We start from the raw sequence: 24,323 nt of genomic DNA, 5'->3' as shown, positions 1-24,323 counted from the left end.
GGGTTCCTCCGTCCGGGTCGGGTGTCCGAGGGCGACCCAGGACGTGCTCCGCTCACCGTCCGTCCTCACCTGCCCGCGTGAGATGTCATGCGTTCATCACACAGCCCTGCCGCCGGGACGCCTGCCGCCCGCGTCAGCGTGGTGGTGTGGGTGTTCCGCTCGGGGCGCCCGCCTCCCCCGGGGGAGGAGTGGACGACGCCGGCTCGACGGGCGCGACCGTCCGGTAGTCGTCGCGGTTCACCGGCCGGTCGCTCAGCCCGACGTCCGTGGGGACCTCCACGGGCGTCCCGTCCACGACGAAGCGGACACCGCTGATGGTGGGGAGGTCGCTGAGCGTCCACACCACCTGTGCCACCGCGAGCAGCTGGTTGCCGCCGGTGATGCCGGTGAACCCGCGGGTCACCGCAACCGTGACGATGCCTCCGACACCGACCTCCTCGACGCCGACCACCTCCGGCGGGAGCGCCGTCCGGATCCCCGTGCCCGCCTCCGCACGGGAGGGCCCTTCCACCAACTGCTCCAGCGCCGCCTGGACGGTGGCGGCATCGGTGCGCCGCTGGACTGGGACGAGATCGGCGCCGCGGACGAGGAAGACGGTCAGCTGTGGTCCCGTCGTGGCGGTGTCGCCGGGCGGGGTCGGCGACGGCGCGGCAGCGGGACTGACGGTCTCGGGAGCATCCTGGGGACGTACCCCGCACCCGACCACCAGTGATGCCGCGACCAGCAGCGCGACGGTGCGGAGGGCGCCGGCCGGGGATCTCATCGGACCGGCTGCACCGGGAGCTCGACGGCGAAGCGGGCGCCACCGGAAGGACTCTCGCCCACGGTCACGGTCCCTCCCATCGCCTGCACGTGCCGGGCCACGAGCGCGAGCCCCAGTCCGGCTCCCTCCGTCCGCGTGCGGATCCCCCCGCTGCCACGCGCGAAGCGTTCGAAGACCCGCCCCCGCTCCTCCTCCGGGACCCCTGGACCGTCGTCGTCGATCAGCACGCAGGCGGTGGTGGCCCCGCGGGCGACGGTGACCGAGGACAGCCCGTCGCCGTGCTTGTCCGCGTTGTCCATCAGGTTGCTCAGGACCCTCTCCAGACGGCGCTTGTCGGCGTGGATCACCGCCTCGCCGGCGTCCGTGCGGACCTCGAGGCGCGCCGTACCGAACCCCGCCAGCCTGCGCCGGGCCAGGGCCTCCTCGACGAGAGCGGCCAGTCGCACCTCTTCGACGACGAGGTCGGCGTTGCCGGCGTCGGCGCGGGAGATCTCCAGCAGGTCGGCGACCAGCCGTTCGAACCGGAGCACTTCCGAGCGGAGCAGGGTGAGCCCCTCCTGACCGTCAGGCGGCAGTCGCTCGGCGCCGCTCTCGACGAGGTCGAGTGCGCCGAGCATCGCCGTTAGCGGGGTGCGGAGCTCGTGGCTGACGTCGGCGGCGAACCGGGCGTCGGCGCGGACCCGGGTCTCGAGAGCGGCCGCGGTCCGGTTGAACGAGGAGGCGATGGGAACCAGGGACGGGTCCCCGTGGGGGTCGATCCGGGCCGACACGTCGCCTTCGGCGATCGCCCGGGCAGCGCGGGAGATGCGGTCCAACGGCCGCAGGGCGGGACCGGTCACCCACCAGCCCACGGCCAGTGACAGCGGGATCAGTCCGGCGAGGGCTCCGGCCAGGCCCACGCCCAACGCTCGGTAGGTCTTGTCGAGCTCGTCGAGGGGGAAGACCTCGAAGTACGCCTCGTCGAGTCGGGCGAGGGGGATGCCCACGGCCATCATCGTCTGTCCCCCTACCTCGATCCGCTGCCGTGCGGCAGTGCCCTCTACGACGGTCTGCGTGAGTCCGGCGGGGAGGTCGTCTCGGCCGAGGAGCAGTGAGGTGGTCACCCACTGGCCGTCGTCGACGTACAGGGAGACCGAGCCGGTCTCCCGCGGGAGCGCCGCGAGCAGCTGGGGGACTGTCAGTCCCTCGTTGCCCAGGGCGCGCTGCACCTGGGCGGCGTTGGCCGCGGTCTGGACCAGGGTGGTCCGCTCGCGCTGCACGAGGAGGTACTGCGAGACCGCGGTCCAGACCGCCGCCGCGAGCACCCCGGAGATGACCAGGGTGACCGCGGTGAACGCCAGCGTGGCCCGTCCCCGCAGTGTGCGGGGACGGCCGGGGCGAGGTAGCGACGCGGGTGGGCGGTCCCCTGGCTCAGGGACGGTGCCCGTCGCCCCGGACGGGCCCGGGCGCGAGCGGGTCACGGTCATCCGGGCACGCGATAGCCCATGCCCCGCACGGTCGTCACCACGGTCGGGTTGCCGGGGTCTTCCTCGACCTTCTTGCGCAACCGCCGGACGTGCACGTCCACGAGCCGTGAGTCGCCGAAGTAGTCGTATCCCCACACCCGTTCCAGCAGCTCCTCCCGGCTGAGCACCCGTCCGGGGTCACCGGCCAGCTCGCACAACAGTCGGAACTCGGTCCGGGTCAGGTTGACCGGGTCGCCACCGCGGGTCACCGTGCCCTCCTGGGGAGCTATCTCCAGGTCTCCCAGCGTGATGCGCACCCGCGGCTCGGGGACGCGGGTCCGGCGCGCGAGGGCACGGATCCGTGCAGACAGCTCCTTTGGCACGAAGGGCTTGGACACGTAGTCGTCGGCCCCGGCCTCCAGGCCCGCCACGACGTCGTGGCTGTCGCCCCGGGCGGTGACCATAATGATCGGCACGTTGGAGGTCCGGCGGATCTCACGGCAGACCTCGAACCCGTCCCTGCCCGGCAGCATGAGGTCGAGGAGGATGACGTCGAAGTCCCGCTCCTCGAGGCGCGCGAGCCCTGCCTCGCCACTGTCGGCCTCGGTGACCTGCAGTCCCTCGCGCTGCAGTGTCATCTGCACGATGCGGCGGACCCGGGGGTCGTCCTCGACGATGAGCACGGATCTGGACACGTCGGAGAGTCTGCTCACCCCGTTCCCTCTCTACTAGCCCTCCCGGAACGCTGCGGTCCGGTTCACGATCTGCCTGACACGGTGACCCGCCCCGCGTGAGGGGAACGCGACGGCGCCTCGATGTCACGGAATCGTCATCGATCCCTGCTCGGGCGGAGTGGGGTGGGACGAGGCGGCGGTGTGGGCGCCCCACTCGCGATGGTCCTGTACGGGCGCCGGATGCGACGACCTCGTGACGAACGCCGCCGACCCGTTGGAGCTGCCCGGAGGTCGGAGCACGCTGAGGCCCATCGGCGGGAGATGCCCGCCCGGGTCACGGAGAGGAGGGCTCGACACGATGGAGCTCCCCCGTCCTGACGGTCGGGACACCCAGGAGTCTGGCGCGGCCGCCTCCGCTTCACCGAGACCCGGCGAGGCCTGCTTCACCGAGGCGATCGACCGCCGCACCGGTCGGATCCGTGCGCGTGGTCGTCTCGACGGCCGCGCAGCGGACATGCTGCGCGGCACGGTGGACGCGCTGCGGCAGGGAGGCTGCTCAGGGGTCGTCCTCGACCTCGGCGGTGTGCCGGCGGACGCGGCCGCCGTGGACGCCGTGCGTTCCCTGGAGGAGCACGTGGCTGCGGAGGGTGGTCGCGTGGCGCTGGTGAACTGGCCCGGCTGAGGGGCCCGCGCGGCCCTCGTCAGCGCAGTCCGGCGAGGAGCTCCCGGCAGGCCGTCTCGCAGCGCCGGCAGGCCTCCGAGCACACCCGGCAGTGCTCGTGCATCCCCGCGTGCGTCCCGCACTCGTCGCCGCAGGCCTTGCACGCGGCAGCACAGGCCTCGAGGACGGCCCGGGTGAGGTTCGCGTCATAGCCGGTGTGCCGGGACAACACCCGACCGGTGGCCTCGCAGACATCGGCGCAGTCGAGGTTGGTGCGGATGCACTTCGTCAGATCGGCGACCATGTCCTCCGACAGGCAGGCGTCGGCGCAGGCGGTGCACGCCTGAGCGCACTCGACGCAGGCCTCGACGCACTCCTGCAGCTGCTGACGGTCGACCCCGCCGAGGTCCTTCGGATACGTCTCCAGCATCTGTCCGGCGACGGTCACGGCTTCCTCCTCGAGTCGGCGGCGGACGTCCGGCACGTGTCCGCACGGACACCGGCCCGGTATGCCCTACCCGGGGGTGACCCGGAGCTGACCGGTGTCACAGAACCGTCACGAGCCTGTCGGCGCTTCCCCCCTCCTGGCGGGGTAGCCGGGACGGGGTCAATGCCAGGGGACCGGACATGTGGGAGGAGCCTCGATGTCCCGCATCGACCGGATCGCCGAACCCCGGGGGACACGCACGCCGTATGAGAAGGGGGAGTCCTGGCCGGTGCACGTCGACGGTCTCCTCGACGGGGGACTGCCCGAGGACGACGTGGACGACTGTGTGACCTCGGCGTCGATCCTGTCCTCCGACGGCCACGCACTGGGCATCGCGGTGGAGGGGCAGGGCTCCGCCCTCCGCGGGGAGGTCCGCTCAGCGGCGGGGCCCCGGCGTCCGAGGTGGGCGTGCGGTCCCGGCCGTGACCGTCGGGTGCGGACGCGCGGAACCGTGGTGGTCGACGTGGTCCTGGGCTCGGCGGGCGGCTGAGGCTCGCCGTGGCCGCCGTCTCCGCGCGCCTTGACTGTCGGCCGGTGTCGGAACCGGCGGGCGCATGGCGGTGTCCTCCCGGACCGGCCCGCGGCGCGGCCGGGCGTGCAGCGGGGGCTGAGGGCCGATGGGCAGAGACCGGGCAGGCGCGTCCTCAGTCCGGCGGAGATGCCGGGGCGGACGGCGTCGGGGACGGTGAGGCGGCGTCCGTCGGTGCCGACCCGGTCGACTCGCAGGCGGCGGTGTTCTCCTGCAAGCGCGCCTGGAGCGGCTGCAGCCGGCGGATCACCTCGTCGAGCTGGGCGGCGTCCAGCGCCGCCGCGGCGGCTCCCAGGTCCTCGACGGCCGCGGCGATGTCCTGGGCAGCGTTGAACGCCCGTAGGCACGCCGCGTTGACCTCGACGCGGCCGGTCGGTCCAGCCGTGACCGCCGTCGGGTCGCCCGCTTCTGACGCCGGCGCCGAACCCGATCGGGGTGCGGGGGGCGGATCCTGGCCGAGCAGCCCGACGAGCAGCACCCCGGCGAGCAGTCCGAGGACGAAGGTTCCGGCCGACAGCCAGCCGGCCCAGCCCCGGTCCCATCGACGGGGCTCGTGGTCCCGCTCGTCAGGCTGCGCCATGGAGGTCCTCCCACCCGGCAGTGCGGCACGGCGGGACGTACCCTGCCCGGACCGCGATACGCGCGGAGGACGGCTCAGCGGGAGGCCGCGGTGACCCCGCGGCGCCGTAGGGGGCCACGCGCAGCCCTGGTGCGTGCGCTGCACGCGGTCTCCGGGGCCGCACGTACGGCCGTGGTGGCGGGGCGCTGGGTCGTGCTGCTGGGTTGGCTCGCCGCAGCCGTGGCCGCGGTCGCGCTCCCGTCGTCCAGCAACGGCGGCGGGGACGACGACATCGGCGGGCTGCTGCCTCCGAACAGCGAGGCGGTGGCCGTCCAAGAGCGCAGCCTGGCGCTCTTCCGGGTGCCGGTGCTCTCGGAGACCTCCGTCGTCGTGCACGACCCCGAGGGGCTGGACCCCCTGACCCGCGCCGACGTCGCCCTGTGGGCCCTGGCTCACACCCAGGCGCAGATCGAGGGCACCGTGCCCCCCACCGGGAGGCAGATCGTCGCAGGAGTGCCACTGCCCACCTCCAGCTCCGACACCGCGGTCACTTACCTCTACGTCACGCGCGGGACGTCCTTGTCGGAGGCGACCTCCCTGGCCCGCCAGTACGCCGGTCACTTCCACAACCAGGCCTCGGTGCAGACCTACGTCACGGGGCTCACGCCGGCGCGGGTCGCCCAGGCGGAGTACCTGGAGGCGCGCCTCCACGTGTTCGAGGTCGCGACGCTCGTCCTCATCGCGCTCGTGGTCGCGGTCACCTTCCGCTCGGTCATCGCGCCGGTGGTCGTCCTGCTGGTCGCCGGGCTCGCCTACATCGTCGCCCTGCGCGTCCTGACCACCGCCGCCTCCGCCTTCGGCTTCGCCGTGTCCGACCAGCTCCGGCCGCTGACCGCAGCCCTGCTCATCGGGGTGGTCACCGACTACTGCGTGCTCTTCTTCTCCGGCTACCGGCGGCAGCTCGACCGGGGCCTGCACCGGCACGAGGCAGCCCGCCGCGTCGTCCTGACGGAGGGCCCCATCGTGGCGGTCGCCGGGGTGACCGTCGCAGCGGGGACGGCGGCCCTGTTGGTCGCCGACTTCGCCCTGTTCCGGGCCTTCGGCCCGGCGCTGGCGCTGACCGTGCTGGTGGCCCTGTTCGTGTCGCTCACACTCGTCCCGGCCCTGCTGGCGATCCTCGGGCCGCGGCTGTTCGCACCGTCGCGGGTCGCCGGCGGCCGGTCCCTTGAGACGAGCGCCGGGCGGGGCACCCGGTGGCTGGCACGGACCCTCTCCGGCCGACGAGGGGCCGTGGTCGGGCTGGTCCTCGGCGTCGCCGTCCTCGTCCCGGCGGCGCTCCCGCTGGCCGACATGCGGCTCGGGGTGTCCTTCACCACCGGACTGCCCCGGGACGACCCGGTGCAGCGGGGCGCGCAGGTGCTGGAGGACAGCGGCGTCCGCGGCGTCACCGCACCTACCGAGGTCATCGTCGAGGGGGAGGGGGTGGCCGGGCAGCGGGAGGCCCTCACGCGGTTCCAGGACGCGCTGACCGCCCAACCCGGTGTCGCGGAGGTCCTGGGGCCGGCACAGAATCCCCTGCCCGAGGAGTACGGCATCGTCTTCTCGCAGGACGGGAACGCAGCGCGGTTCGTCGTCGTTCTCGACAGCGATCCGCTGGCGGCCCCGGCGGTCGCCGATCTGAGGCGGCTGCAGGACCGCCTGGACGGACTCCTCGCCGAGGCCGGGCTCGACGACGTGACCGTGGGGGTCACCGGACAGACGGCGCTGGCCAGCGAGCTGGCCGTCATCACACGCGAGAACCTGGAGCGCACGCTCCTCGCGGTGCTCCTGGTGGAGCTGGTCATCCTGGCGTTGTTCCTCCGGGCCCTGCTGGCCCCCGTGGTGCTGCTCGTGCTGAGTGCCCTGGGGGTCGCGGCCGCGCTGGGACTGACGGTCCTGGTCTTCCAGGGTCTGCTCGGGGAACCGGGCCTCACCTTCTTCGTGCCCTTCGCCACTGCGGTCCTGCTGCTGGCTCTGGGCTCGGACTACAACGTCTTCGCCGTCGGGGCGATCTGGGATCAGGCCGCGCGACGTCCGCTGGCGCAGGCGATCGCCGTCGCCATGCCCGCCACCGCGCGGGCGATCAGCGCCGCAGGGCTCATTCTGGCCGCCACCTTCGCCATGGTGGCGATCATCCCGCTGAGCACCTTCCGCCAGATCGCCTTCACGATGGCGGTGGGGCTGCTCATCGACACGTTCCTCATCCGGCCGGTGCTCACCCCCGCAGTGCTCACGCTGCTCGGCCGCAGCGCCGGTTGGCCGGGCGGTCGCATCCGGACGACCAGCGGACGTCCCGGGGTGCAGGAGCAGGACGGGCTCCTGCAGGAGGAGTCCGACCGCCAGGCCGCCGCGGCCGCGTCAACGGCGGTGGCAGGTGAGCGGACGTGAGCGCCGACCAGCGGTCCCGGGCCCGCAGGGGACGCCGCACCGTCGTCCTGGCGGTGACCGTGGTCCTGGGGACCGCGTTGCTGCTGTGGGCGGCCGAGTGGCTGGCGCGGTCCGGGGCGGAGTCGGTGCTGGCCCGCACCGTGCAGGAGCAGACCGGTGGGCTCGAACGGCCGACCGTGGAGATCCACGGCGGCCCGGTGCTGGTGCAGGCACTCCGCGGCCGCTACGACGACGTCGTTGTGGAAGTGGGGTCCATCTCCTCCGGTCCGCTGCGACTGGTCGACCACACGGCGCGGCTCGAGGGCGTCTACCTCTCCTTCCACGACCTGGTCGACGGCAGCACCGACCACGTGTTCGCCGAACGGTCCGAGGAAGAGGCCCTGGTGACCTACGACGACCTGGACCGCTACCTGGGCTTCGCCGGTCGGGACCTGGACGTCGAGCCGGAGGAGAACGGACAGGTGCGCTTCACCGGGTCCGTCGACGTCCTGGGCGAGCTCCGCACGGTGTCGGCCCTCGCCCGTGTCGAGGCGGAGGAGGGCGCGCTGCTCGTGCGACCCACCCGGCTGGACGCCGGTCAGCCGCTCGAGGGCATCGGGGAGCTGTTGACGACCCAGCGGTTCACCTTCCCGGTACCGCTGGACGCACTCCTCTTCGAGCAGGGCACCGTGGAGGTCACGGCGAGGTCGTCGGGTCTCGCGGTCCGGACCGCCGGCCGAGACGTGGTCTTCGGCTCCTGAGCCCCGGCGGCGGGGGAGAGCGCCGTTACAGTGCCATGACGAATCCGGATCCGCCGAGAGGTCCCCGTCCTTCCTTCCTACCGTCGGCTCCATGAGATCGAGGACGATCCACCACCGCCGGGGCGCCTCTGCCGTGCTCGCGGGAGCGCTGCTCCTGGTGCCGCTGGCCGGATGCGGCGACGCGTCGGACCCCGCGGACGCCGACGCCTCTCCCGAGGTCACCGCGACGGAGTCGTCTGCCGCTGAGGACACGAGCCCGCCGGCAGAGACGTCCGAGCCGCAGGACACCGCGTCCGGGTCGCAGGACACCGGCAGCGCCGGAGCGAGCGGTACGGACGAGACGAGCGCCGACGTCGACTGCTCCGGCACCTCCTGCTCGGTCACCCTCACGGGGAACGGAGCCGAGACCGAGGTCCTGGGGACCCGACTCGCCGTGTCCGCCCTCGCGGACGGACGAGCGACGCTGCAGGTCGGCGATCGCGAGTTCTCCTGCAGTCAGGGCGAACGCGTCTCGGCAGGTCCGCTGACCCTCGAGTGCACCACCGTCACCGACGACTCCGTGACGATGACCGCCTCCCTGGGCTGACGGAGGTCTGCCGCTGAGCGGTGGGGGACGCGACGGGCGGATCACGCCTCGTCGCCGGCGGATCGAGGCCGGGACCTGGGCGGTCAGCGCACCCGGCCCGGTGGACCCAGCGCGGTGCCGGGCACAGGCCGCCTGACCTGCGCTGGGCGCCCGGGTGCACGTGCCCCGTCGTCCCGGCGAGGTGGGACCACCCACCTTGCCGGCACGGTCACGTGGCCGGGAGGGGCGGTGGGTCGCAGACTTCCGCACAGTCGAGGTCCGTGCGGGGCACTTTCCGACCTGGGCGGCCACGCCCCGCTCAGAGAGGCATCGGCAGGGGCGGTGCAGGCCATCACTGCTCGCGGTCGGTCCGTCCCGCGACCCCCTCGAGCGCTGACCGGTTCCCGGCCTTCTCCGTGGTGATGACGCTCATCGACCCGTCGGTCTCGAGGACGACGGCGGCCACCGAGGACAGGTCACCGGACCCGCTGGCACGGATGGCCTGGCGCAGCTCGCTCACTGTGATCCGCTGCCGGCCGAGCGCATCGGGAAGAGGATGGCCGTCCTCGAGGAGGAGGGTCGGCTCGGCGGTGATCACGCTGCGTCCTCGAGGTAGCCAGGTCGTCGTCCGGGCGACGGCGAACTGCAGGGCGGCGAGCAGGGCCAGGGCGACGGCCCCCTCGCTCCAGGAGACGTCGCTGCTCAGCAGGACGGTGGCGAGGGTGGAGCCGAGGGCCACGCTGACCACCCAGTCGAAGGCGTTGAGCTTGGCCAGTGTCCGCTTGCCGGAGACGCGCAGCAGGACGACGAGGGCGAAGTAGGCCGCCGTGCCGACGACGAGGATCCGGATGATGTCGGACCAGGAGTCGAACCACATGGAGCGCTCCTACCCGTGGTGTGACCGGCTCCTGGCACGCTCGGCAGGTGACGGGTGGTCTGGCGTGGCTCGTGACTGCAGGCGGCGCGGTCGTGGTGCTGGTGGCGCTACGCGACATCTTCCACACCATCTGGCATCCCAGTGGTCGCGGTGGGCTCAGTCGCCGGCTCATGAGTGGGGTCTGGCGCGTCGGGCGCCGACGTCGGGCGCTGGGGCCGCTCACCGGGCCGCTGGCGATGGTCGTCGTCGTGCTGGCCTGGGTCGTCCTCATCCTGCTGGGGTGGGCGCTGGTGTACTGGCCGCACCTGCCGGACGGGTTCCTCTTCGGCAGCACGCTCGATCCCGTGTCCCGCGCGGGTCTGCTGGACGCCGTCTACCTGTCCACCGTGACCCTGGCGACGCTGGGCTTCGGTGACATCGTCCCGTCGGCGGACTGGTTGCGTATCGCGGTGCCCGTCCAGGCGCTCATCGGTTTCGCGCTGATCACCGCCGCGGTCTCCTGGGTCCTGCAGGTGTACCCGGCCTTGACCCGGCGTCGTGCGCTGGCGGTGCGCGTGTCCCTGCTGCGGAGGGTGGACACGGCCGCACTGGTCGCCGACCCACAGTCCGGTCTCGCCGCCCCGCTCCTGCAGGACCTCGCCGTCGGGCTCGCGCAGCTGCGGGTCGATCTCACCCAGTACGCGGAGACCTACTACTTCCGCGACGGTGACCCTGATGCCTCCCTCCCGGCGATGCTGGGGGTGCTGCTCGACCTGGGCGAGCGGGCCGGTCGCTCACCGGGTGTCGACGCCCGCTACGCCGGCGAGCTGCTGATCACAGCGGTCGGGGACTACCTGCGTGTGGTGGACGAGCAGTTCCTCCGCGTGGGTGGCTCGGTCGGGGCAATCGCCTCGGCCTACGCGCGCGACCACGGGCAGGAGGTCGCGGGCGCACGGTGACCCCGGATCAGTCGCGTCGGCCGGACCGGCCGGGAGTGGTCGGGGCGTCGGCACCATCCCCGCGCCGGGTCGCGGTCCGGTACGCCGCCCGGCCCGGTGCGGCCGTGACGCCGTGGACGACGACGCTGGCCACCACGACGAGACTGCCCGCGGCGAGGACGGTGGGATCGGCCCCCAGCCGCTCGGCCTCCAGCGCGAGGTAGAAGAGCGCCGAGACCCCGATGGGGCCGAACCAACCCAGGTAGAGCGCGTCCGGCCGGCCCAGTCGCAGCGGGCGGCGCAGCGCCACCAGGACGGGCAGCCGGCGGAGCAGGAGCACGGCCACGGCCAGGAGCACGCCGCGCCAGCCGAGGTCGGCCCAGGCCGCCCACGGCAGCGCGGCGCCGACCCCGATGAACAACGGCAGGACGAGGAAGCGGTTGACGGCCTCGTCGATGGGCACGTCCGACGTCCGTTCGGAGCCAGTGCTCACGCCGTTGAAGGCCAATCCGCAGACGAAGACCGCCAGCACACCGTCGACGTGGATCAGTCCGGACAGCCCGAGCACCGCGAGGGCCAGCACCGCGGTGAACAGGGCCAGCGGGCCGGGGTCCGTGGATCCGTGCTGCTCCCCGGCCCTCAGCGCGCGCCCGCCCAGCCAGCCGGTTCCCAGGCCGACGACGACGGCCCCGGCCACCTGCCACAGCGACTCCAGTGCGGCCTCGCTGCCAGTCAGGGGACCGGCGATCGCGACGGCGGCGAGCACCAGCGGCAGCGCCAGGCCGTCGTTCGCGCCGGATTCGAGGGAGAGGACCTGCCGGTCCCGGGCGGGGAGGTCCTCCTCCGCGGGCCCCCCGGTGACGACGCTGGACGCGAGCACCGGGTCGGTCGGGCACAGCGCCGCGCCCAGCAGCGCCGCGGCGCCCAGTCCGAGGCCGAGCACCCACGCCGACAGACCGGCGGTGATGAGGGCCATGAGTGGCATGGCAACGACCAGGAGGAGTGCCACCGGCCGGATCTGCGACCGCACCGCGCCCAGCGGGTAACGCAGGGCCACCGCCATCACGGAGATGGCCAGCAGGATCCGGGTTGCGGTGTGCAGCCACGTGTGGTCTTCGGTCAGCGGCCGCACGTCCAGGACGCCGGCCACGGACGGGCCGAGGACGATCCCGGTGAGCAGGCCGAGCAGCGGCTCGGAGATCGGCAGTCGCCGCAGGCGCTCGGACAGGGCGGCGACGCCGAGCGCGAGGAGCCCGCCGGCGAGGAGCACGAGGTCGGTGGTCACGCCGCGCCCGTTCCCGTCGCCGGCGGATCCGAGGCGGGGGCCGCGGGCACGTCCGGCGGAGCACCGGCGCGCCTCCGGTCGTCCAGGAAGTAGACGCCGAGGGCCCCGGCGAGCGTGGCGAAGACCGCGACGGAGTAGACGGCGAGCACGACCTCGAGGATCCGGGCGAGGCCTCCCTGTGCGGTCAGCGGCTCCCCGGTCACCGTCGCGAGGGCAGTTTCGTGCAGGGCCGACGCGTAGCCGTCGTAGGCGCCGCCGACGTACAGGAGCTGGCTGGCCGCGAGCACCACCACCCCGGTCACCGTGGCCAGCCAGCCGATGCGACCGGTCAGCAGCCGGCCGGCCGATCGCGACCCTCGGACGGCGGCGGAGACGACGCCGCCCAGCCTCGCGGTTCGAAGCAGTGTCAGAGCCCGGGCGAAGCGGAGGAAGGGCAGCGCCAGGAACAGGACCTGCCACCAGTTGCGGGTCCAGAAACGGCGCCGGTCCCGGGCTCGCAGGGCGCGATGGAGGAACTCGGCGACGAAGACGCCCCAGCACAGCCAGCCCACCAGGGTCAGCACGGTGACCAGCCACGGCTCCCGCGCGAGCGACTGACCCAGGACGACGAGGACGAACACGAGCCCGAGGACACCCATCGGCTTGTCCAGTCGCCGGGCCAGCCCCTCCTGCTCAGGAGAGGCGTCGGCCGGGATCTCGTCTCGCACGTATGTCGCCTACCCGCTGCACCGAGGCTGCACTGCGCGCCGGTCAGCCCGGCCGGTCCGCGGGCCACACCCCGACGAGGGCCGAGTCGAGCGCCGACTCCCAGGAGCGGCGTTCCGACTCCGTGATCCGGGTGGACTCGGCGGCGAGGTCGACGACGGAACGAAGCCGGTCGTGCAGGGCGCGGTCCACGCTGCCACGAGGTGCGCGCCACGCGACCTCTCGCAACAGGGTGGCCATCCGGCGCAGCACGGTCGGCTGACCCGAGGCGTAGTGCAGGGGCTCCTCCAGGACGAGCTCCACCAGATCCTCGGGGGTCCACTGCGGCACGACCAGGCGCACGACCGCGTCGTCGTCGGCACGGCAATCGGGTCCGAGTGGCCGGGAGACGAGGTCACCGAGCAGCGCCGAGGCGTGCGAGAGGGCGTGCACCGCCGTCGTGGGGTCGTTGATGCCGGGCGACAACGCACGGACGGCGATGTCGACGACCTTGCGCAGGCTGTAGGCGATGTCACGAGCGGGGGAGCGCTCGAAGCCCAGCCGCACCGAGCGGCCCAGAGCCTCCTGCAACGCCGCCGTGTCGGGTCGTCGGCCGCCGTCCCGGGCCCAGATGTGTGCGAGCGGCGTCCCGGTCACCACGGAGTCCCCGAGCCGGGCGGCCAGGAGGACGACGACGTCGCAGTCCACCGCGGTCGACACGAGGCGTTCCTCGTCCACGTCGACGACGAAGCCGCTGGACGGGGAGGCGATGGGGACCCCGGGTCCGGAGGGCAGCTCCACGCGCGCCGGGCGCTCGAGGTCGTCGGGCACCTCCCGGTCGAGCGTGGCCCCGGCCTCCTCGTGGACGTCGCGGAGCATCGTCTCGACCCGGAGGGCGCGGGCCAGGTGCCCGAGGAACAGCACCACAGCCAGGACGCTGCCCAGCGTCAGCGCGTAGGCCACGGTGATCGAGAGTCGGGGGACGAAGGCGGTCTCGGTCTCGGTGGCGCTCTCGGTGCGGACGGTCCTCAGCACGGTGAGCGCGTACACGAACGTCGCCGTCAACTGGGCCAGGGTCAGCTGGACCACCCGGTCGGTGGCGAAGGTCTGCAGCAGCCGTGGCGAGTACTGGCTGCTGCCCAGCTGGAAGGCCACCACGGTGAGGGAGAAGATCAACCCGGTCACGGAGATCAGCGATCCGGCGATCGCAGCGAGCAGGTCGCGTGCCGCCGACGGTCCGCCGCCGAAGACGAAGGTCAGGGGATGACCCGAGTCGCGGCTCTCGAGCAGTCCGTCCACCGCAGGCAGCCCGATGCCGATGCCGACCGCGACCATGACAGCGAGCACCGGGATGGGCCACAGAGCCCCGCGCAGTCGCGCGGTGACGGCACGGGCCGCACCGCGTCGCCTGGGCTTCCTGGCGGTCACGAGGGCGACCCCTCGGAGGCTCCGGTCAGCACGGTCCCGCAGTCGTGCGACCCCGCTCGAGCAGGCCGGATCCCCGCGCTGCGGGCCGTGGGCGCCGCGGGACTCGCGCGCACCCGACCCGTCGGCAGTAAGGGGGCCGCCGTGTCCATGATCGACCTCACCGCCTGTGTCGGCGGCGGGGGCCATCCACCGGGTCGACCGGCCTGCAAGAAGCCGGCACCGTCACGATCACCTCCTGGGCAGGCCCGTCGACGGGCGCTCGTGGGCCTCCAGAAGTCGGAGGACGGAGAGGGGCGGCACCGGACGTGGCGGCCGTCAGCTGTACAGGGGGCAGGGTCCGGACTACAAGACGCCCGCAGGAGCTGGTGGCCGTGGAGACGGTGCACCCTCTCCCCATACCTCGCCACGGCTCCCGGCCGGGGAGCGGCGCCGATCGTCACGGGTTCGTCACACGGCCTGCCGGGTGCTGGTCTCCGATCGCATGTCGGTCCCGTGACAGAGCCTGGGACGTCGTTCGCGCACCTGTGGTGCGGGCACCCGGGACGCTGTCGGTCGGGCGTTCCCCAAGCGGATCGATCCCCGCGGTGCGCCCCCCGATCGGTACCAGCGACGGGCCGCCGCCTCGGCCACCGGGGCGGCGGACGCGGGGATCAGCCGAGGAGGAACCATGTCCGCCCCTCGTGCACGGGAACGGCTCGGACCCGCCGTCCTGACTGCTCTCCTCGTGACGGGGCAGCTCGCCCTGTCGGCCTGCACGGGGAACCCCGAGCAGCCCGAGACGGGTGCCGATGCCCCGGACGTCCGCGGTCCCGGCGACCTGGAGGACCCGTATGACGGTCCTTACTCGCCCGACTTCCACGACGACGTCGAGGCCTACGTCGACCAGGAGGTCACCCTCGAGGCCTCCGTCGACCGCGTCGTCTCACAGCTCGCCTTCACGATCACCGGACCTGACGGCGAGGACGTCGCGCCGCTGCTGGTGGTCACGGACGAGCCGCTGCCCGGACTGCAGCCGGGTCGGGACGTCGTGGTCGCGGCTGTGCCGCACGACGAGTTCGCCGTGTCGGTCGTCGAGGACGAGCTGGACGCCGCGCTGGCCGACGAGGCGTACGAGGAGTGGGAGGGGGAGCCCTACCTCAGCGCGAGGAGGGTCACCACGTCCCCGTCGGTCGGGTAGGTGCCGGCGCTCCCGCACCGGAACGGTCGGTGATCCCTGCCATCGTCACGGGATCGCAAGGCCGCGGTCAGGAGTTCGCGATCTGGGCGGGGAACCCTCAGAGGTGTCCACAGTCAGCACGGCGGCCGACGAGGGAGGCCGACGACCGCCGGCTCCCAGTGGGCGCACCGCACCAGCCCGGCTCGGCGGGGGCGCGGTGGTGCTGCACAGTGCCGACCGGGCGCAGCGTGGAACCACCGCACCGGACTGGCGGGTGGCCCGACTCGAAGACGTCCGCCGACCGTCCACGCGCTGACCCGCGTGACCGTCCGCGGGCACGACATCCGGAGTGCACCATGTCGCGACTCCTGTTCGTGGTCCTGCTCGTCGTCTGCCTCGGCACCGCTGTGGTGGGCACCGCGGTCTCCGGCCTGTTCGTGCTCACCGTGGTCGCCCTCGCCGGCCTCCTGGTGGTCGGCGCGTTCGGGATGAGCCTGCTGTCCCCGCGCGCGGACGACGCGCATGTGGAAGAGCGGTGGGCCGAGCCGACGCCCATCTCCTCCCGGCGTCGGCGTCCTGCAGGCGGCGACCTCAGCCAGCGGGCGGCGTAGCCCCCGGCGGAAATCCGGGTGCAGTGCGGCAGGCCGAACGTCAGGCTGCCGTCGTGCTGCGGTCCCTGCGCGCGTCCGACGTCCCGGCCGTGCTCGACCTCGTGGTGGCAGCGGGCCTGTTCACCGAGGACGAGGCCGGCTTCCTCGTCGAGGTGCTCACGCCGCTCACGGGCGCCGGGGTCGACGGCGACGGGACCTGTCTCGTCGACGAACGGGAGGGCGTGCTGGCCGCAGTCGCCTACTTTCGACTCGGAGTCGGTGGGGGAGCCGAGGTCGTCGGTGTCGACGCCGAGGGAACGCAGCGCCTTGAGCGGCGGTGGCCAGAGGTTGAGGCTGTTCCCGGCCGGGCGGGCCTCGCGGTAGCGCTCGTAGACGACGACGTCGTGGTCAACGTGATGCGCGGCGCCGAGGCGGTCAGCAGCTACGCGCCGATCGACGAGAGCGCGAAGTTCCGCATCGAGTACTGGGCGCTTGAGGAGCCAACCTGGTGCTCGCCGGGTGAGCTGAAGGGCGCCTCCTGCTGCCGTCGGACGGTCGAACGGCGCCTGCCGTCCCCTCCGACTGCTCAGAGGGGACGGCAGGAGGATCGGTGGGCAGGTGCCCGGTGTCCTGAGCGATGGGAACCGGTTGTGCCGGGGACACCGGCGCGCGACTGGACGTCGATGGCCTAGCCGATGTCGTGGAAGGGGCCGTACTGCTGGGTGATGGCGTCGTCCTGCAGCCAGTACTCGCGCTGCTGGGCGTCGTGGATGTCGCGCTCCTCGGGGCTCAGGTGGCGGACGAGGTCACCCACCTTGCCCGCGAGGCGCTGGCGGTCGCGGTGGATGCGCAGACCGACGTAGTTGACGCGGATCATGCGCCGCATGTACTCGCTGGGGCGCCGGAAGATGCCGGTGTCGATCGTAATGATCGGCTCGGTTCGGAGGTCGACGTAGAGCCAGTGGTCCGGCGCGACCTGGCAGGTGAAGAAGAACTCGCTCTCCTCGTCGTCGCAGAGCAGCGTTCCGTCCTTGTGGTCCCGGGTCAGTCCGGCCTTGATGGCGGCGAGGGTCCCCAGGTCCATCTCGTTGAGCTTCATGTGTCCTCCGCTCGGGTGTGGGTTGGCGAGCGGGACGGTGCGCGGCTGTCGGGCATGCGCAATGAGCCGGTCGGCGGTCACCCGTGTGGGGTCCTGCGCGCATCGCTGCTCCAGCCGACTGCGCTGGCGCCGGTCCCCGGAACCGTCCTGAACCGCTGGTAACGCCGCGGATGAAGGAGGAGCGATGTGGGTTGTGGTGCGTCAGGACGACTGGGTCGGGGGAGAGGACGTGCTCGGCGTCGTCGGCCCCTTCCGGACGGAGGCGGAGGCCCGAGCGCGGCTGGAGGACGTGAGGGGCCGGCTGCCGGCGCCGCCGTACCCGCGGGAGCGGCTGTGGCTGATGCCGCTCGAGCTGCCCTTGGTCGCCGGGGAGAACCGTCCGGCACCGGCGTAGCCCGGGCAACGGCAGGGCTACGGGTCGGCGGGCCAACGACCTGCATCGACATCCGACCCTTACCCGCGTGCGCCACGGAGGAGGTCGGCCACGGCTGTACCGGTGATGTTGTGGCGCTGGAGACGGATGGCTGGGCCTCGGGCCTCGTTGGGCCTTCGGCACGTTGGTGCGGCGCGGCGAGCGAAGTCCTCGCCCTGCCTGCCGTCCACCGGGGATGTCGGCCTATCAGCCGTGGCAGGAGGCGCGTGTAGGGCGTTCTCCCTACACGCGCTTCCCCGATCGGCGGGACGTCGACGGCGATGGCGGGAGGCGGAAAACCGGGTCTGTGGCCGACGCGGCGCCGGGCGGGTCGTCGGCAGGCTTCTGAGTGCCGAGCGATGCCCGTCCGCGACCACCTGGAGTACTGCCATGACCTGCCCGACCGCCACCCTCGCCACCCCGCTGACGAGTGCCGTCTCCTCCTCCATCCGTGCCGCGGAGGGGAACAGCGACGGCTGCGCCCTCGCGGTCGCGGCCAGAGACGCCCGGGACGACCGAGAGCTCGCCGACTTCGACCTCCCGGCGCTCATCGACGACCTGGACCTGAGCAACGTCCCCTCCGCGCTGGCGCAGCTGGAGGCGATCCGTGCCCCGTACACCTGCGCAGCGCGCCGAGAGGGGAGGCTGCTGGCCGCCGACTTCTCCGACGAGGTCACCGCCCTGCTGAGCGGCCGCCGGGCGGTGCTGCAGGCCGTGGTCCAGGCACCGCCGTCCGGAGCGGCGTCCGGTGCCGGTGGCGGGCGACGAGCGCAGCGGGACGTGGAGGCGCTCAACGAGCTGGCCGTCCGGGTGAACGCCGGGCGGGTCGACGACGTCGTGCGCCGGTTCGCGCCCCCGATGGCGCCCGTCGACCTGGAAGACGTGCGGGCAGCTGCCGCGGAGGCGCTGGTGCGGTCGGTCACGACCTTCGACCCGGCGCGCGGCCGGTTCGGGCAGTGGGCGTTCAAGTCGATGCACGGGGCGGTGCTCAACGCGGTGCGCGCGCTGAGGTACCCGATGCTGAGCTGGTCGGAGTTCCTGAGCCGTCCGGCGGTCCTCGCCGCGCGCGAGGCCCTGTCCGGCCCCGGCCGGCAGGAGCCGAGCGTCGCGGACATCGCGGCGGCCTGCGGGGCCGGCGTGCCCTTGGGCCAGGTGGCGCGGGTGCTGCGGCCGGCGCAGCTGCGAAGCCTGGAGAGCTCCGTCGGCGACGACGGCCGCCACCTGGGGGACGTGCTCGTCGACAAGGGGACGTCGGTGGAGGACGCGGTGGTCCACGCGCTGGTCGGCGCCTCGGTGATCGACTCCTGGCTGGTCGAGCTCGACGCGCGCGAGCACTTCGTCATCGTCCGTCGGTTCGGGCTCGACGGTGAGCCCGAGCAGTCCCTGGCCAGCATCGGCAGGCAGCTGAACCTGACCCGGGAGACCGTGCGGCAGATCGAGCGGAAGGCACTCGACCGGCTGCTGGTCGTCATCCGCGGCATGTGGGCACCGCGTCCCTCCTCGCGCTGACCGGTCCGACCGTGAGCCCGCACCGGCTGGTGCGGGCACACGGTCGTTGGCCATCCCCGTCGTCCTGGCCTACTCGTGTCGGCCGACCGGCACGGTCTCGAGTCGGCAGAGACAAGCAGGATCGCTGAGGACGGCGGCGATGACGGCCGTCGTCGCGGGCGGAGCGAGGTGCGGGTTGCGGGTCCAGAGGGCGAGCGCGAGTCGGCGGGCCGGTGGGGGCTGGCCGTGGAGCCAGCCAGCCCAGCGGGCCTGCCGCACGCGCTGGCGGACGAGTGCCCGCGCCAGTCTGTCCGCCGGCAGGTGGCGGAACTCGCCGGCGGTGTCGGCGTAAGTGGCGGCGACGTCGGCCCAGGTGGTGGGGATGGCGGTTGCGATGTGGTCGCGGGTGCAGCCGCCGCCGGGCAGGTCGAGCACCGGGGGGAAGGGCCGGGGGAGGGCCAGGCTGGCCTGCCACAGCTGGGCGTGCCGGCCACAGGTGGTGCACCGGCCGTGAACCGCGTCGCGGCGGCCGAGGTAGACGGTGCCGCCGTCGTCGCCGACGGGGCCGGGGACGGTCGCCCGCCAGGCGGGCCAGCCTGGGCCGGTGTGCCGCCGCCAGCGCCAGGCCGGGGACGGGCAGGAGGCGTCGGGCGCCTCGGTCACGGCCGGTGGCCTCCGGCGGTGGCCGCCGGCCGTGGCGCGGTGGCGACGCCGGTCGGGGTCGTCGGCGGTGCGGCGGCGGTGCGCGGGCCGGCGAGGTGGAAGACGGTGGCGGGGGTGCAGAACTGGCAGCGGCACCACTCGGTGGTGACGGGTGCGGGGATGGGCAGGCGGCCGCTTGGCTGGGCTGTGCGTTGGGCGGCGTAGTCGGCGAGCGCCTCGTCAGGAGTGATGACACCGGCGGGGTAGAAGACGACGACCTTGCCGTAGTCGACGTGGCCGACCCTGCCGTTGTGGCCGTCCTCTCGCTGGCGGAGGTCGCGACGTGTGACGTAGTCCTGCCGGAGGGAGTTCTGGGTGGCTCCCGCCGCGTTGAGCATCGCGACCAGCTGGTGGGTGTCGACGGCCCTGCCTCCGAGGCGGTGGAGAAGCGCTGCTGCGTGATCTCTGGCATTGCGCAGGCGCCATGCGGTGAGGTTGACGTGGCCGGCGTGCGCGTGAACGGAGATGGCGTCGGCGATCTGGCGGCCGAGGGCGTCGGCGAGCGCCCGCCGGGCTGGGGTAAGTCGGCGAACGGCGTCGGCGGCGCTGGTGCGGACGTTGAGGGCTCGAACGCGCATCGTCCGATACCGCAGGGTGGCCGCCTCCACGGCGAGGAGGAGGTCCAGGCCGTAGGGCTGGGGCCGGGTGAGGGTGCTGAGCGCGGCGGGGCGCAGCTGGCTGACCCGCTGCCGCAGGGAGGTGATGACCCGGCGGCCGCTGATCTCCTCGCTGATCCCGGTGTAGTCGGTGAGGCCGCAGACGCCGTTGCCGACGAAGTTGTAGAGCAGCGTGTTGCGGACGGCGGCCAGCCGCAGCGCCGTGTTGGGCGGGGCGATGGTGATCGTCAGCTGGCAGTGGTCGAGCAGGTGGACGGTGACCGGCTGGACGGGGATGCCGTGCACCAGCGAGGGGGGGCCGAGCGGGCGGACGAGCGGGGACATGCACACCTCCGTGCGAGTCGGACAAGATCGACTGCGGAAGCGTGTGCTGCGTTTCGGACAGCGGATCGGGCCGGCGGATCGGGCCGGCGGATCGCCTGCACGCGTGCTCGAGGGCGTAGCGGTCGGAGACGTGGCGGCGGATCGATGCGACTGACGGTGTCGAAGGCAAGGACCTCGGCGCCGGACGGTGGCGGGGTTCTCGCGCAGCTGGCGTGCGAGCCGTTGGACGGATCGGGTGTTCGTCAGGGGGTCATCCGGGCGACGAGCTTGTCGACCAGCCTGGGGGTGAGGAGCTTTCCTGAGTCCCGTGGGAAGGCCGCGGGGCAGCGGGTCGGGCCGGCAGGCAGGCGGGCCGGCGAGGCCGTGCCGAGTCAGCAGCATCTCGAGGAAGGCGTTGACGGCGCCAGCGCCGGAGGTGGGCCCATGTAGCCAGCGACCGAGCTCGTCAGTAGTTCGGTGTCATCGTGCCGCGCTGCCGTTTGCCGAACGGGGTTGAGCTCGAGGCAGACGGCGCGCACGCTGGGCGCGTGACCGAGCCGGCGTCGGAGCTCCAGACCGCTGCGGACTACCTCTCCGGCCTGACGGCCGCGGAGCATGAGGCCCTCCTCGCGCGCAGCGCGCGTGAGTACGCCGAGGGAGAGGGCCGGCCGGAGCCGCTGCACGCCTACCGGTGGGATGGGTTGGCGCCGGTGCATCGTGTGCCGCCCCCGTCCGCCGAGGTGAGCCCCAGCTGACCGCTTACCACCTGGTCTGCATGTTCACGGCCAGCCAGATGCGGCCGGTGCGCTGCTCACCCGCCGAGGACGGCACCGGCTGCGCCGGGGTGGTGACACCGGACAGGGCGGCGTAGATCTCCAAAGGGTCGTCGGGGACGGCGGCGACTGCGGCGGAGAGTCCGGTGAGGCGGAGGCGTGCGTGGCTCATGCCTCCACCGCTCTGCGCGTCGATCGCGGTGACAGTCCCCTGATCGGGCGCTTCTCCGGCCGGTCACAGCGGCGCTGCTAGCGCGCGACCTGTTCGTCGTGCCCAACGCGAAAAGGTCGGCAACTACGGCTCCCGCGGCGATTGCCTGGTCCGACGGCGCCCGCACGGTGCTGCCCGACGCGGCCGCCCGGCCGCGGGAGGAGCAGCCCGATGTCCCAGGTCCAGACCCGTCGCACCGCCGCGCAGCGGCGGAGCCGCGCGCGGGGTGACGTGCCGGAGGCTGCGGCCGCTCGGATGGTGAAGCGGCTGTTCGTCGTGCGGGAGTCCACGGCCTACAAGTACGAGCTGTTCGCGGCGATGATGTACCAGGTCCTGAGCCGGCACGCCGCCCTGTCGTCGGTCGCGACGATCCTCGGGCACGGGGCCGCACTCATCGAGCCCGGGGACACCGGTCGGGCACTGCGTCACCAGCTCGGGGCTCAGACGTACCGCCGCGCGCGACGCGGCCGAGGGCGTCCGGGTCGCGCGCTGGCCTACCTGTTCACCATCGGCGAGGACGCCTTCCTGCTGTCGCAGATGTCCGCCGCCCGGCCCGGCGAGGACGGGACCAACGCGTTCGGGGCCACGCTGGCCGACATCATCCGGGATCTGCGGCCCGAGGAGCTGCACACCGGTCCGGCGTCGCGCTTCGGCCGGACGATGGAGGTCTTCACCCGCGTCGGCAACGCGGCGAAGCTCGTCGACTGCAAGATCTTCTCCGACGAGGCACCGGAGGGGCTGGACCTCACCGTGTCCAACGACGCCCTACGGTGGGAGATGTACGGCCTCATCGCCGGCGCCGAGGTCCGCGAGATCCTCAAGCGGCTGACCATCGGCCGACTGATCGACGCGAAGGAGGGCCGCTGGCCGTTCGGCCCGCGCCACATCGTCCTGGGCTACGAGTGCGACACCGACAAGATCCCGACGATCACCGGCGACCCGAAGGTCCTCGAGTGGGTGCGCCTGCTCATCGAGCTGGGGGCCGACCCGCGCTACGACCTCGACGACATCGTCGCGGAGCTCGCCGCGGTCGGGTTGACCACCCCGAAGCTGCAGGACATCTACGGCACGGCGGAGGACGCCGACGGCACCGACCTGGACGTCGTCGAGGCGGCGCGGCCCGCGGACCTCAGCCAGGCGCTGCGTCCCCGGGAGGTCGTCCAGCGGCTCTACGGACACCTGGAGACGTACCTGACCGGCACGTACCGCTTCGAGCTCACCTGCCCCGTCCCCGGCGTGACGGAGTGGTGCTCGACCCCGGTGCACCGGCAGGACGGCGACCCCTACGGCGTCTTCCAGATCGAGGTGCCCGTCGGCCTGCCCGAAGGTGGCTGGGCCGACCCCGAGACGATCCGGAAGGCCATCGACCTGCGTTGCACGAGCGCCGAGGAGGACGGCGAGCAGCAGCGGGGAGACACGGAGACCTCTCCGTTCACCGGCGGCGCGGGTCACGAGGACGACCACAAGCCGTTCAGCGGCTTCGACGCCTGGTCGGACGACACCTTCGAGTACGTGCTGAGCGCCAAGCGAGCCCCTTACCACGTGCTGCGTCGGGACACGTGCCACACCGGTGCGAACTGGCACGAGGGGGCGGGCGCCGGCGAGCTGCTCGCGGCGCTGAACCCCGCCGAGTTCCACGTCAACGTCGCCGACCGCGTCCTGACCGTCCTCGAGGAGGAGGGCGTCGACCCGGCCACCGTGGTCTACGCCTCCCGCCCGTCGATCGACGGGACGGTCAGGGCCGCCGTCAGCACCGAACACTGGAACCGCGAGATCGCCCGGCTGGAGAGCACCAACCGGGGGCTGCGACAGGCCGTGGGCCGGGCGCTCGGCGAGGGTGACGAGAAGGAGGCGGACCAGTACGAGACCGAACTGCGGGCGAACAAGCGCCAGATCGCCGAGTTCGAGCGGCTCGTCGCGCAGGCCGCCGCCCCGGCCGAGCAGCCGGTCATGCAGAGCGCCGACGTCACCGGCCTGCCCGAGCTGCTCAAGCTGCTGCGCATGGGCCTCGCCCAGTACCCGGGCATGGTCAGCCGCCGGGTGCACCGGCTCATCCACGGGCTGCGCTTCGAGGTCGACCCGTTCACCGTGCGCTGGTCCTGCCGACTGCGGCTGCCGACGGACGCGGGCTTGGTCTTCATCCCGGTGAGCGGGCAGGTCCGCAACGTCTACCGGGCCCGGGGCAAGCAGGCCGCCGCGGTGCAGCAGGCGCGCACCGACCACCTGGCCAAGCTCTGGATCGAGGAGGGCCTGAGCGTGCCGGCGATCGCGGCGGCGACGATGGTCACCGACCCGGACACAGTCGAGCGGTGGCTGCGCCGCGACGTCGTCGCGCACTGGCCGATCACCGAGGCGATGGCCACCGCCGTCCTCCGCTGCCCGTTCCCCCGGCTGCGCGAGGTGCTGCACCGCATGCACCGCACCCCGCTGGTCGCCAGCCCTTACGCGCGGACCGTCCTCGACGGCTACTCCACGATCACCAGCTGGCGGGAGGGCTGGAACTCGGACCTCGACGGCGACCGCCAGCGAGTGATCGACGTGCTGTGGGACGCCGGCGGCGGGGACCCCGACCTCCTCGAGCGCGGACTGCCGGTGACGGACCTCGCCCACCTCTCCGGGGTCGACGAGCGCAAGATCGCTGAGGTCATGGCCGTTGAGCCCCACGACCGCGGCGGCCGGCTCAAGGCACCGCTGTACGGACGAGTCCTGGAGAAGGACCGCTGGACACGGGGCACACCGGCCGCCGACCGGCGGATCCGCCTCCGCCGGTGTCCGTGGTGCGACACGCGGTCGGTGACGGTCGTGCGTCGCGTCCCGGAGCTCGGTGCGTGCCCGGTGCTGTGCCGAACCTGCCGGAGGCGTCCCGACGACCCCGCCGGGGTGGTGTACCCGCCGGAGTACGTGTCGGACCAGGAGTAGGCCGCGGCGGCC

General features: G+C 73.1%; 25 protein-coding genes. 12 read left to right on the top strand and 13 right to left on the bottom strand.

Annotation, left to right across the window (positions count from 1 at the left end):
- Nucleotides 1-133 precede the first annotated feature (133 nt).
- The 3 genes from ACI78U_RS00755 to ACI78U_RS00745 are packed head-to-tail and all read right to left on the bottom strand — an operon-like array spanning nt 134 to nt 2,903.
- On the bottom strand, nt 134-763 hold the full coding sequence (locus ACI78U_RS00755) for a GerMN domain-containing protein (protein ID WP_456873366.1): 630 nt from the start codon (nt 761-763) through the stop codon (nt 134-136).
- Entirely contained in the window at nt 760-2,229 is a 1,470-nt protein-coding gene (locus tag ACI78U_RS00750) for an ATP-binding protein (protein WP_456873365.1), read from the bottom strand. Before ACI78U_RS00750 ends, ACI78U_RS00755 begins: the two co-directional genes overlap by 4 nt.
- Entirely contained in the window at nt 2,226-2,903 is a 678-nt protein-coding gene (locus ACI78U_RS00745) for a response regulator (RefSeq protein WP_456873364.1), read from the bottom strand. Before ACI78U_RS00745 ends, ACI78U_RS00750 begins: the two co-directional genes overlap by 4 nt.
- Before the next feature lie 337 nt (nt 2,904-3,240).
- Between ACI78U_RS00745 and ACI78U_RS00740 the strand changes: the two genes are divergently transcribed.
- The gene (locus ACI78U_RS00740) at nt 3,241-3,564 is read left to right on the top strand and encodes an STAS domain-containing protein (protein ID WP_456873363.1); all 324 of its coding nucleotides are present in this window, start codon (nt 3,241-3,243) and stop codon (nt 3,562-3,564) included.
- Nucleotides 3,565-3,583: 19 nt separating this feature from the next.
- Here ACI78U_RS00740 and ACI78U_RS00735 read toward each other — a convergent pair whose 3' ends face one another.
- The gene (locus ACI78U_RS00735) at nt 3,584-3,991 is read right to left on the bottom strand and encodes a four-helix bundle copper-binding protein (protein WP_456873362.1); all 408 of its coding nucleotides are present in this window, start codon (nt 3,989-3,991) and stop codon (nt 3,584-3,586) included.
- Between the two features lie 683 nt (nt 3,992-4,674).
- Nucleotides 4,675-5,139 carry a hypothetical protein gene (locus tag ACI78U_RS00730; RefSeq protein WP_456873361.1) on the bottom strand — a complete coding sequence of 155 codons (465 nt, stop codon included), beginning with the start codon at nt 5,137-5,139 and terminating at the stop codon, nt 4,675-4,677.
- A gap of 192 nt (nt 5,140-5,331) precedes the next feature.
- On the opposite strand from ACI78U_RS00730, the gene ACI78U_RS00725 reads away from it, so the two are divergent.
- The 3 genes from ACI78U_RS00725 (at nt 5,332) to ACI78U_RS00715 (ending at nt 8,871) form a co-directional block, all read left to right on the top strand.
- Nucleotides 5,332-7,545 carry an MMPL family transporter gene (locus ACI78U_RS00725; RefSeq protein ID WP_456873360.1) on the top strand — a complete coding sequence of 738 codons (2,214 nt, stop codon included), beginning with the start codon at nt 5,332-5,334 and terminating at the stop codon, nt 7,543-7,545.
- On the top strand, nt 7,542-8,285 hold the full coding sequence (locus ACI78U_RS00720) for an LmeA family phospholipid-binding protein (protein ID WP_456873359.1): 744 nt from the start codon (nt 7,542-7,544) through the stop codon (nt 8,283-8,285). Before ACI78U_RS00725 ends, ACI78U_RS00720 begins: the two co-directional genes overlap by 4 nt.
- Nucleotides 8,286-8,376: 91 nt before the next feature.
- On the top strand, nt 8,377-8,871 hold the full coding sequence (locus tag ACI78U_RS00715) for a hypothetical protein (protein WP_456873358.1): 495 nt from the start codon (nt 8,377-8,379) through the stop codon (nt 8,869-8,871).
- 331 nt (nt 8,872-9,202) lie between these two features.
- On the opposite strand, the gene ACI78U_RS00710 is transcribed toward ACI78U_RS00715, so the two are convergent.
- Nucleotides 9,203-9,727 carry a DUF421 domain-containing protein gene (locus ACI78U_RS00710; protein WP_456873357.1) on the bottom strand — a complete coding sequence of 175 codons (525 nt, stop codon included), beginning with the start codon at nt 9,725-9,727 and terminating at the stop codon, nt 9,203-9,205.
- A 47-nt stretch (nt 9,728-9,774) separates the two neighbouring features.
- On the opposite strand from ACI78U_RS00710, the gene ACI78U_RS00705 reads away from it, so the two are divergent.
- Entirely contained in the window at nt 9,775-10,665 is an 891-nt protein-coding gene (locus tag ACI78U_RS00705; RefSeq protein ID WP_456873356.1) for a potassium channel family protein, read from the top strand.
- Between the two features lie 7 nt (nt 10,666-10,672).
- Here the strand turns inward: ACI78U_RS00705 and ACI78U_RS00700 are convergent, their stop codons facing one another.
- Genes ACI78U_RS00700 through ACI78U_RS00690 form a run of 3 tightly spaced genes read right to left on the bottom strand, consistent with a single transcriptional unit; the run spans nt 10,673 to nt 14,227 of the window.
- Complete coding sequence (locus ACI78U_RS00700; RefSeq protein WP_456873355.1) at nt 10,673-11,929, bottom strand: cation:proton antiporter domain-containing protein; 1,257 nt, start codon at nt 11,927-11,929, stop codon at nt 10,673-10,675.
- On the bottom strand, nt 11,926-12,636 hold the full coding sequence (locus ACI78U_RS00695; RefSeq protein ID WP_456873354.1) for a hypothetical protein: 711 nt from the start codon (nt 12,634-12,636) through the stop codon (nt 11,926-11,928). Before ACI78U_RS00695 ends, ACI78U_RS00700 begins: the two co-directional genes overlap by 4 nt.
- Before the next feature lie 43 nt (nt 12,637-12,679).
- A complete protein-coding gene (locus ACI78U_RS00690) occupies nt 12,680-14,227 on the bottom strand; it encodes a DUF2254 domain-containing protein (RefSeq protein WP_456873353.1) in 1,548 nt (515 codons plus the stop codon).
- 481 nt (nt 14,228-14,708) lie between these two features.
- On the opposite strand from ACI78U_RS00690, the gene ACI78U_RS00685 reads away from it, so the two are divergent.
- From ACI78U_RS00685 to ACI78U_RS00675, 3 genes are all read left to right on the top strand, one after another.
- Nucleotides 14,709-15,218, top strand: a complete 510-nt coding sequence (locus tag ACI78U_RS00685; RefSeq protein WP_456873352.1) for a hypothetical protein — start codon at nt 14,709-14,711, stop codon at nt 15,216-15,218.
- A 335-nt stretch (nt 15,219-15,553) separates the two neighbouring features.
- On the top strand, nt 15,554-15,808 hold the full coding sequence (locus ACI78U_RS00680; RefSeq protein WP_456873351.1) for a hypothetical protein: 255 nt from the start codon (nt 15,554-15,556) through the stop codon (nt 15,806-15,808).
- 53 nt (nt 15,809-15,861) lie between these two features.
- A complete protein-coding gene (locus ACI78U_RS00675) occupies nt 15,862-16,479 on the top strand; it encodes a hypothetical protein (RefSeq protein ID WP_456873350.1) in 618 nt (205 codons plus the stop codon).
- On the opposite strand, the gene ACI78U_RS00670 is transcribed toward ACI78U_RS00675, so the two are convergent.
- Nucleotides 16,476-16,886 (bottom strand): hypothetical protein, encoded by a 411-nt coding sequence (locus ACI78U_RS00670; RefSeq protein WP_456873349.1) that lies wholly within the window; start codon nt 16,884-16,886, stop codon nt 16,476-16,478. The two genes, ACI78U_RS00675 and ACI78U_RS00670, sit on opposite strands and share 4 nt — an antisense overlap.
- A gap of 184 nt (nt 16,887-17,070) precedes the next feature.
- On the opposite strand from ACI78U_RS00670, the gene ACI78U_RS00665 reads away from it, so the two are divergent.
- Together ACI78U_RS00665 and ACI78U_RS00660 are read left to right on the top strand one after the other, a co-directional pair.
- Nucleotides 17,071-17,280 carry a hypothetical protein gene (locus ACI78U_RS00665; protein ID WP_456873348.1) on the top strand — a complete coding sequence of 70 codons (210 nt, stop codon included), beginning with the start codon at nt 17,071-17,073 and terminating at the stop codon, nt 17,278-17,280.
- A 408-nt stretch (nt 17,281-17,688) separates the two neighbouring features.
- The gene (locus ACI78U_RS00660; RefSeq protein WP_456873347.1) at nt 17,689-18,807 is read left to right on the top strand and encodes a sigma-70 family RNA polymerase sigma factor; all 1,119 of its coding nucleotides are present in this window, start codon (nt 17,689-17,691) and stop codon (nt 18,805-18,807) included.
- A 69-nt stretch (nt 18,808-18,876) separates the two neighbouring features.
- Here ACI78U_RS00660 and ACI78U_RS00655 read toward each other — a convergent pair whose 3' ends face one another.
- Nucleotides 18,877-19,449, bottom strand: coding sequence for a hypothetical protein (locus ACI78U_RS00655; protein ID WP_456873346.1), 573 nt, complete (start codon nt 19,447-19,449; stop codon nt 18,877-18,879).
- Nucleotides 19,446-20,429, bottom strand: coding sequence for a hypothetical protein (locus ACI78U_RS00650; RefSeq protein WP_456873345.1), 984 nt, complete (start codon nt 20,427-20,429; stop codon nt 19,446-19,448). The genes ACI78U_RS00655 and ACI78U_RS00650 overlap by 4 nt, the downstream gene beginning before the upstream one ends.
- Before the next feature lie 527 nt (nt 20,430-20,956).
- Here ACI78U_RS00650 and ACI78U_RS00645 point away from each other — a divergent pair.
- The gene (locus ACI78U_RS00645; RefSeq protein WP_456873344.1) at nt 20,957-21,163 is read left to right on the top strand and encodes a hypothetical protein; all 207 of its coding nucleotides are present in this window, start codon (nt 20,957-20,959) and stop codon (nt 21,161-21,163) included.
- 4 nt (nt 21,164-21,167) lie between these two features.
- Here ACI78U_RS00645 and ACI78U_RS00640 read toward each other — a convergent pair whose 3' ends face one another.
- A complete protein-coding gene (locus ACI78U_RS00640; protein ID WP_456873343.1) occupies nt 21,168-21,353 on the bottom strand; it encodes a hypothetical protein in 186 nt (61 codons plus the stop codon).
- Nucleotides 21,354-21,563: 210 nt separating this feature from the next.
- Between ACI78U_RS00640 and ACI78U_RS00635 the strand changes: the two genes are divergently transcribed.
- The gene (locus tag ACI78U_RS00635) at nt 21,564-24,311 is read left to right on the top strand and encodes a hypothetical protein (RefSeq protein WP_456873342.1); all 2,748 of its coding nucleotides are present in this window, start codon (nt 21,564-21,566) and stop codon (nt 24,309-24,311) included.
- The last annotated feature ends 12 nt before the right edge of the window (nt 24,312-24,323 follow it).

Source organism: Geodermatophilus sp. SYSU D00710 (assembly GCF_054050195.1).
This window is presented reverse-complemented; position numbering and strand designations above follow the sequence as displayed.

Coding starts and splice junctions, on each gene's coding strand:
- ACI78U_RS00755 (WP_456873366.1), bottom strand. CDS start 763: ATGAGATCCCCGGCCGGCGCCCTCCGCACCGTCGCGCTGCTGGTCGCG.
- ACI78U_RS00750 (WP_456873365.1), bottom strand. CDS start 2,229: ATGACCGTGACCCGCTCGCGCCCGGGCCCGTCCGGGGCGACGGGCACC.
- ACI78U_RS00740 (WP_456873363.1), top strand. CDS start 3,241: ATGGAGCTCCCCCGTCCTGACGGTCGGGACACCCAGGAGTCTGGCGCG.
- ACI78U_RS00730 (WP_456873361.1), bottom strand. CDS start 5,139: ATGGCGCAGCCTGACGAGCGGGACCACGAGCCCCGTCGATGGGACCGG.
- ACI78U_RS00715 (WP_456873358.1), top strand. CDS start 8,377: ATGAGATCGAGGACGATCCACCACCGCCGGGGCGCCTCTGCCGTGCTC.
- ACI78U_RS00710 (WP_456873357.1), bottom strand. CDS start 9,727: ATGTGGTTCGACTCCTGGTCCGACATCATCCGGATCCTCGTCGTCGGC.
- ACI78U_RS00690 (WP_456873353.1), bottom strand. CDS start 14,227: ATGGCCCCCGCCGCCGACACAGGCGGTGAGGTCGATCATGGACACGGC.
- ACI78U_RS00685 (WP_456873352.1), top strand. CDS start 14,709: ATGTCCGCCCCTCGTGCACGGGAACGGCTCGGACCCGCCGTCCTGACT.
- ACI78U_RS00680 (WP_456873351.1), top strand. CDS start 15,554: ATGTCGCGACTCCTGTTCGTGGTCCTGCTCGTCGTCTGCCTCGGCACC.
- ACI78U_RS00670 (WP_456873349.1), bottom strand. CDS start 16,886: ATGAAGCTCAACGAGATGGACCTGGGGACCCTCGCCGCCATCAAGGCC.
- ACI78U_RS00665 (WP_456873348.1), top strand. CDS start 17,071: ATGTGGGTTGTGGTGCGTCAGGACGACTGGGTCGGGGGAGAGGACGTG.
- ACI78U_RS00660 (WP_456873347.1), top strand. CDS start 17,689: ATGACCTGCCCGACCGCCACCCTCGCCACCCCGCTGACGAGTGCCGTC.
- ACI78U_RS00650 (WP_456873345.1), bottom strand. CDS start 20,429: ATGTCCCCGCTCGTCCGCCCGCTCGGCCCCCCCTCGCTGGTGCACGGC.
- ACI78U_RS00640 (WP_456873343.1), bottom strand. CDS start 21,353: ATGAGCCACGCACGCCTCCGCCTCACCGGACTCTCCGCCGCAGTCGCC.
- ACI78U_RS00635 (WP_456873342.1), top strand. CDS start 21,564: ATGTCCCAGGTCCAGACCCGTCGCACCGCCGCGCAGCGGCGGAGCCGC.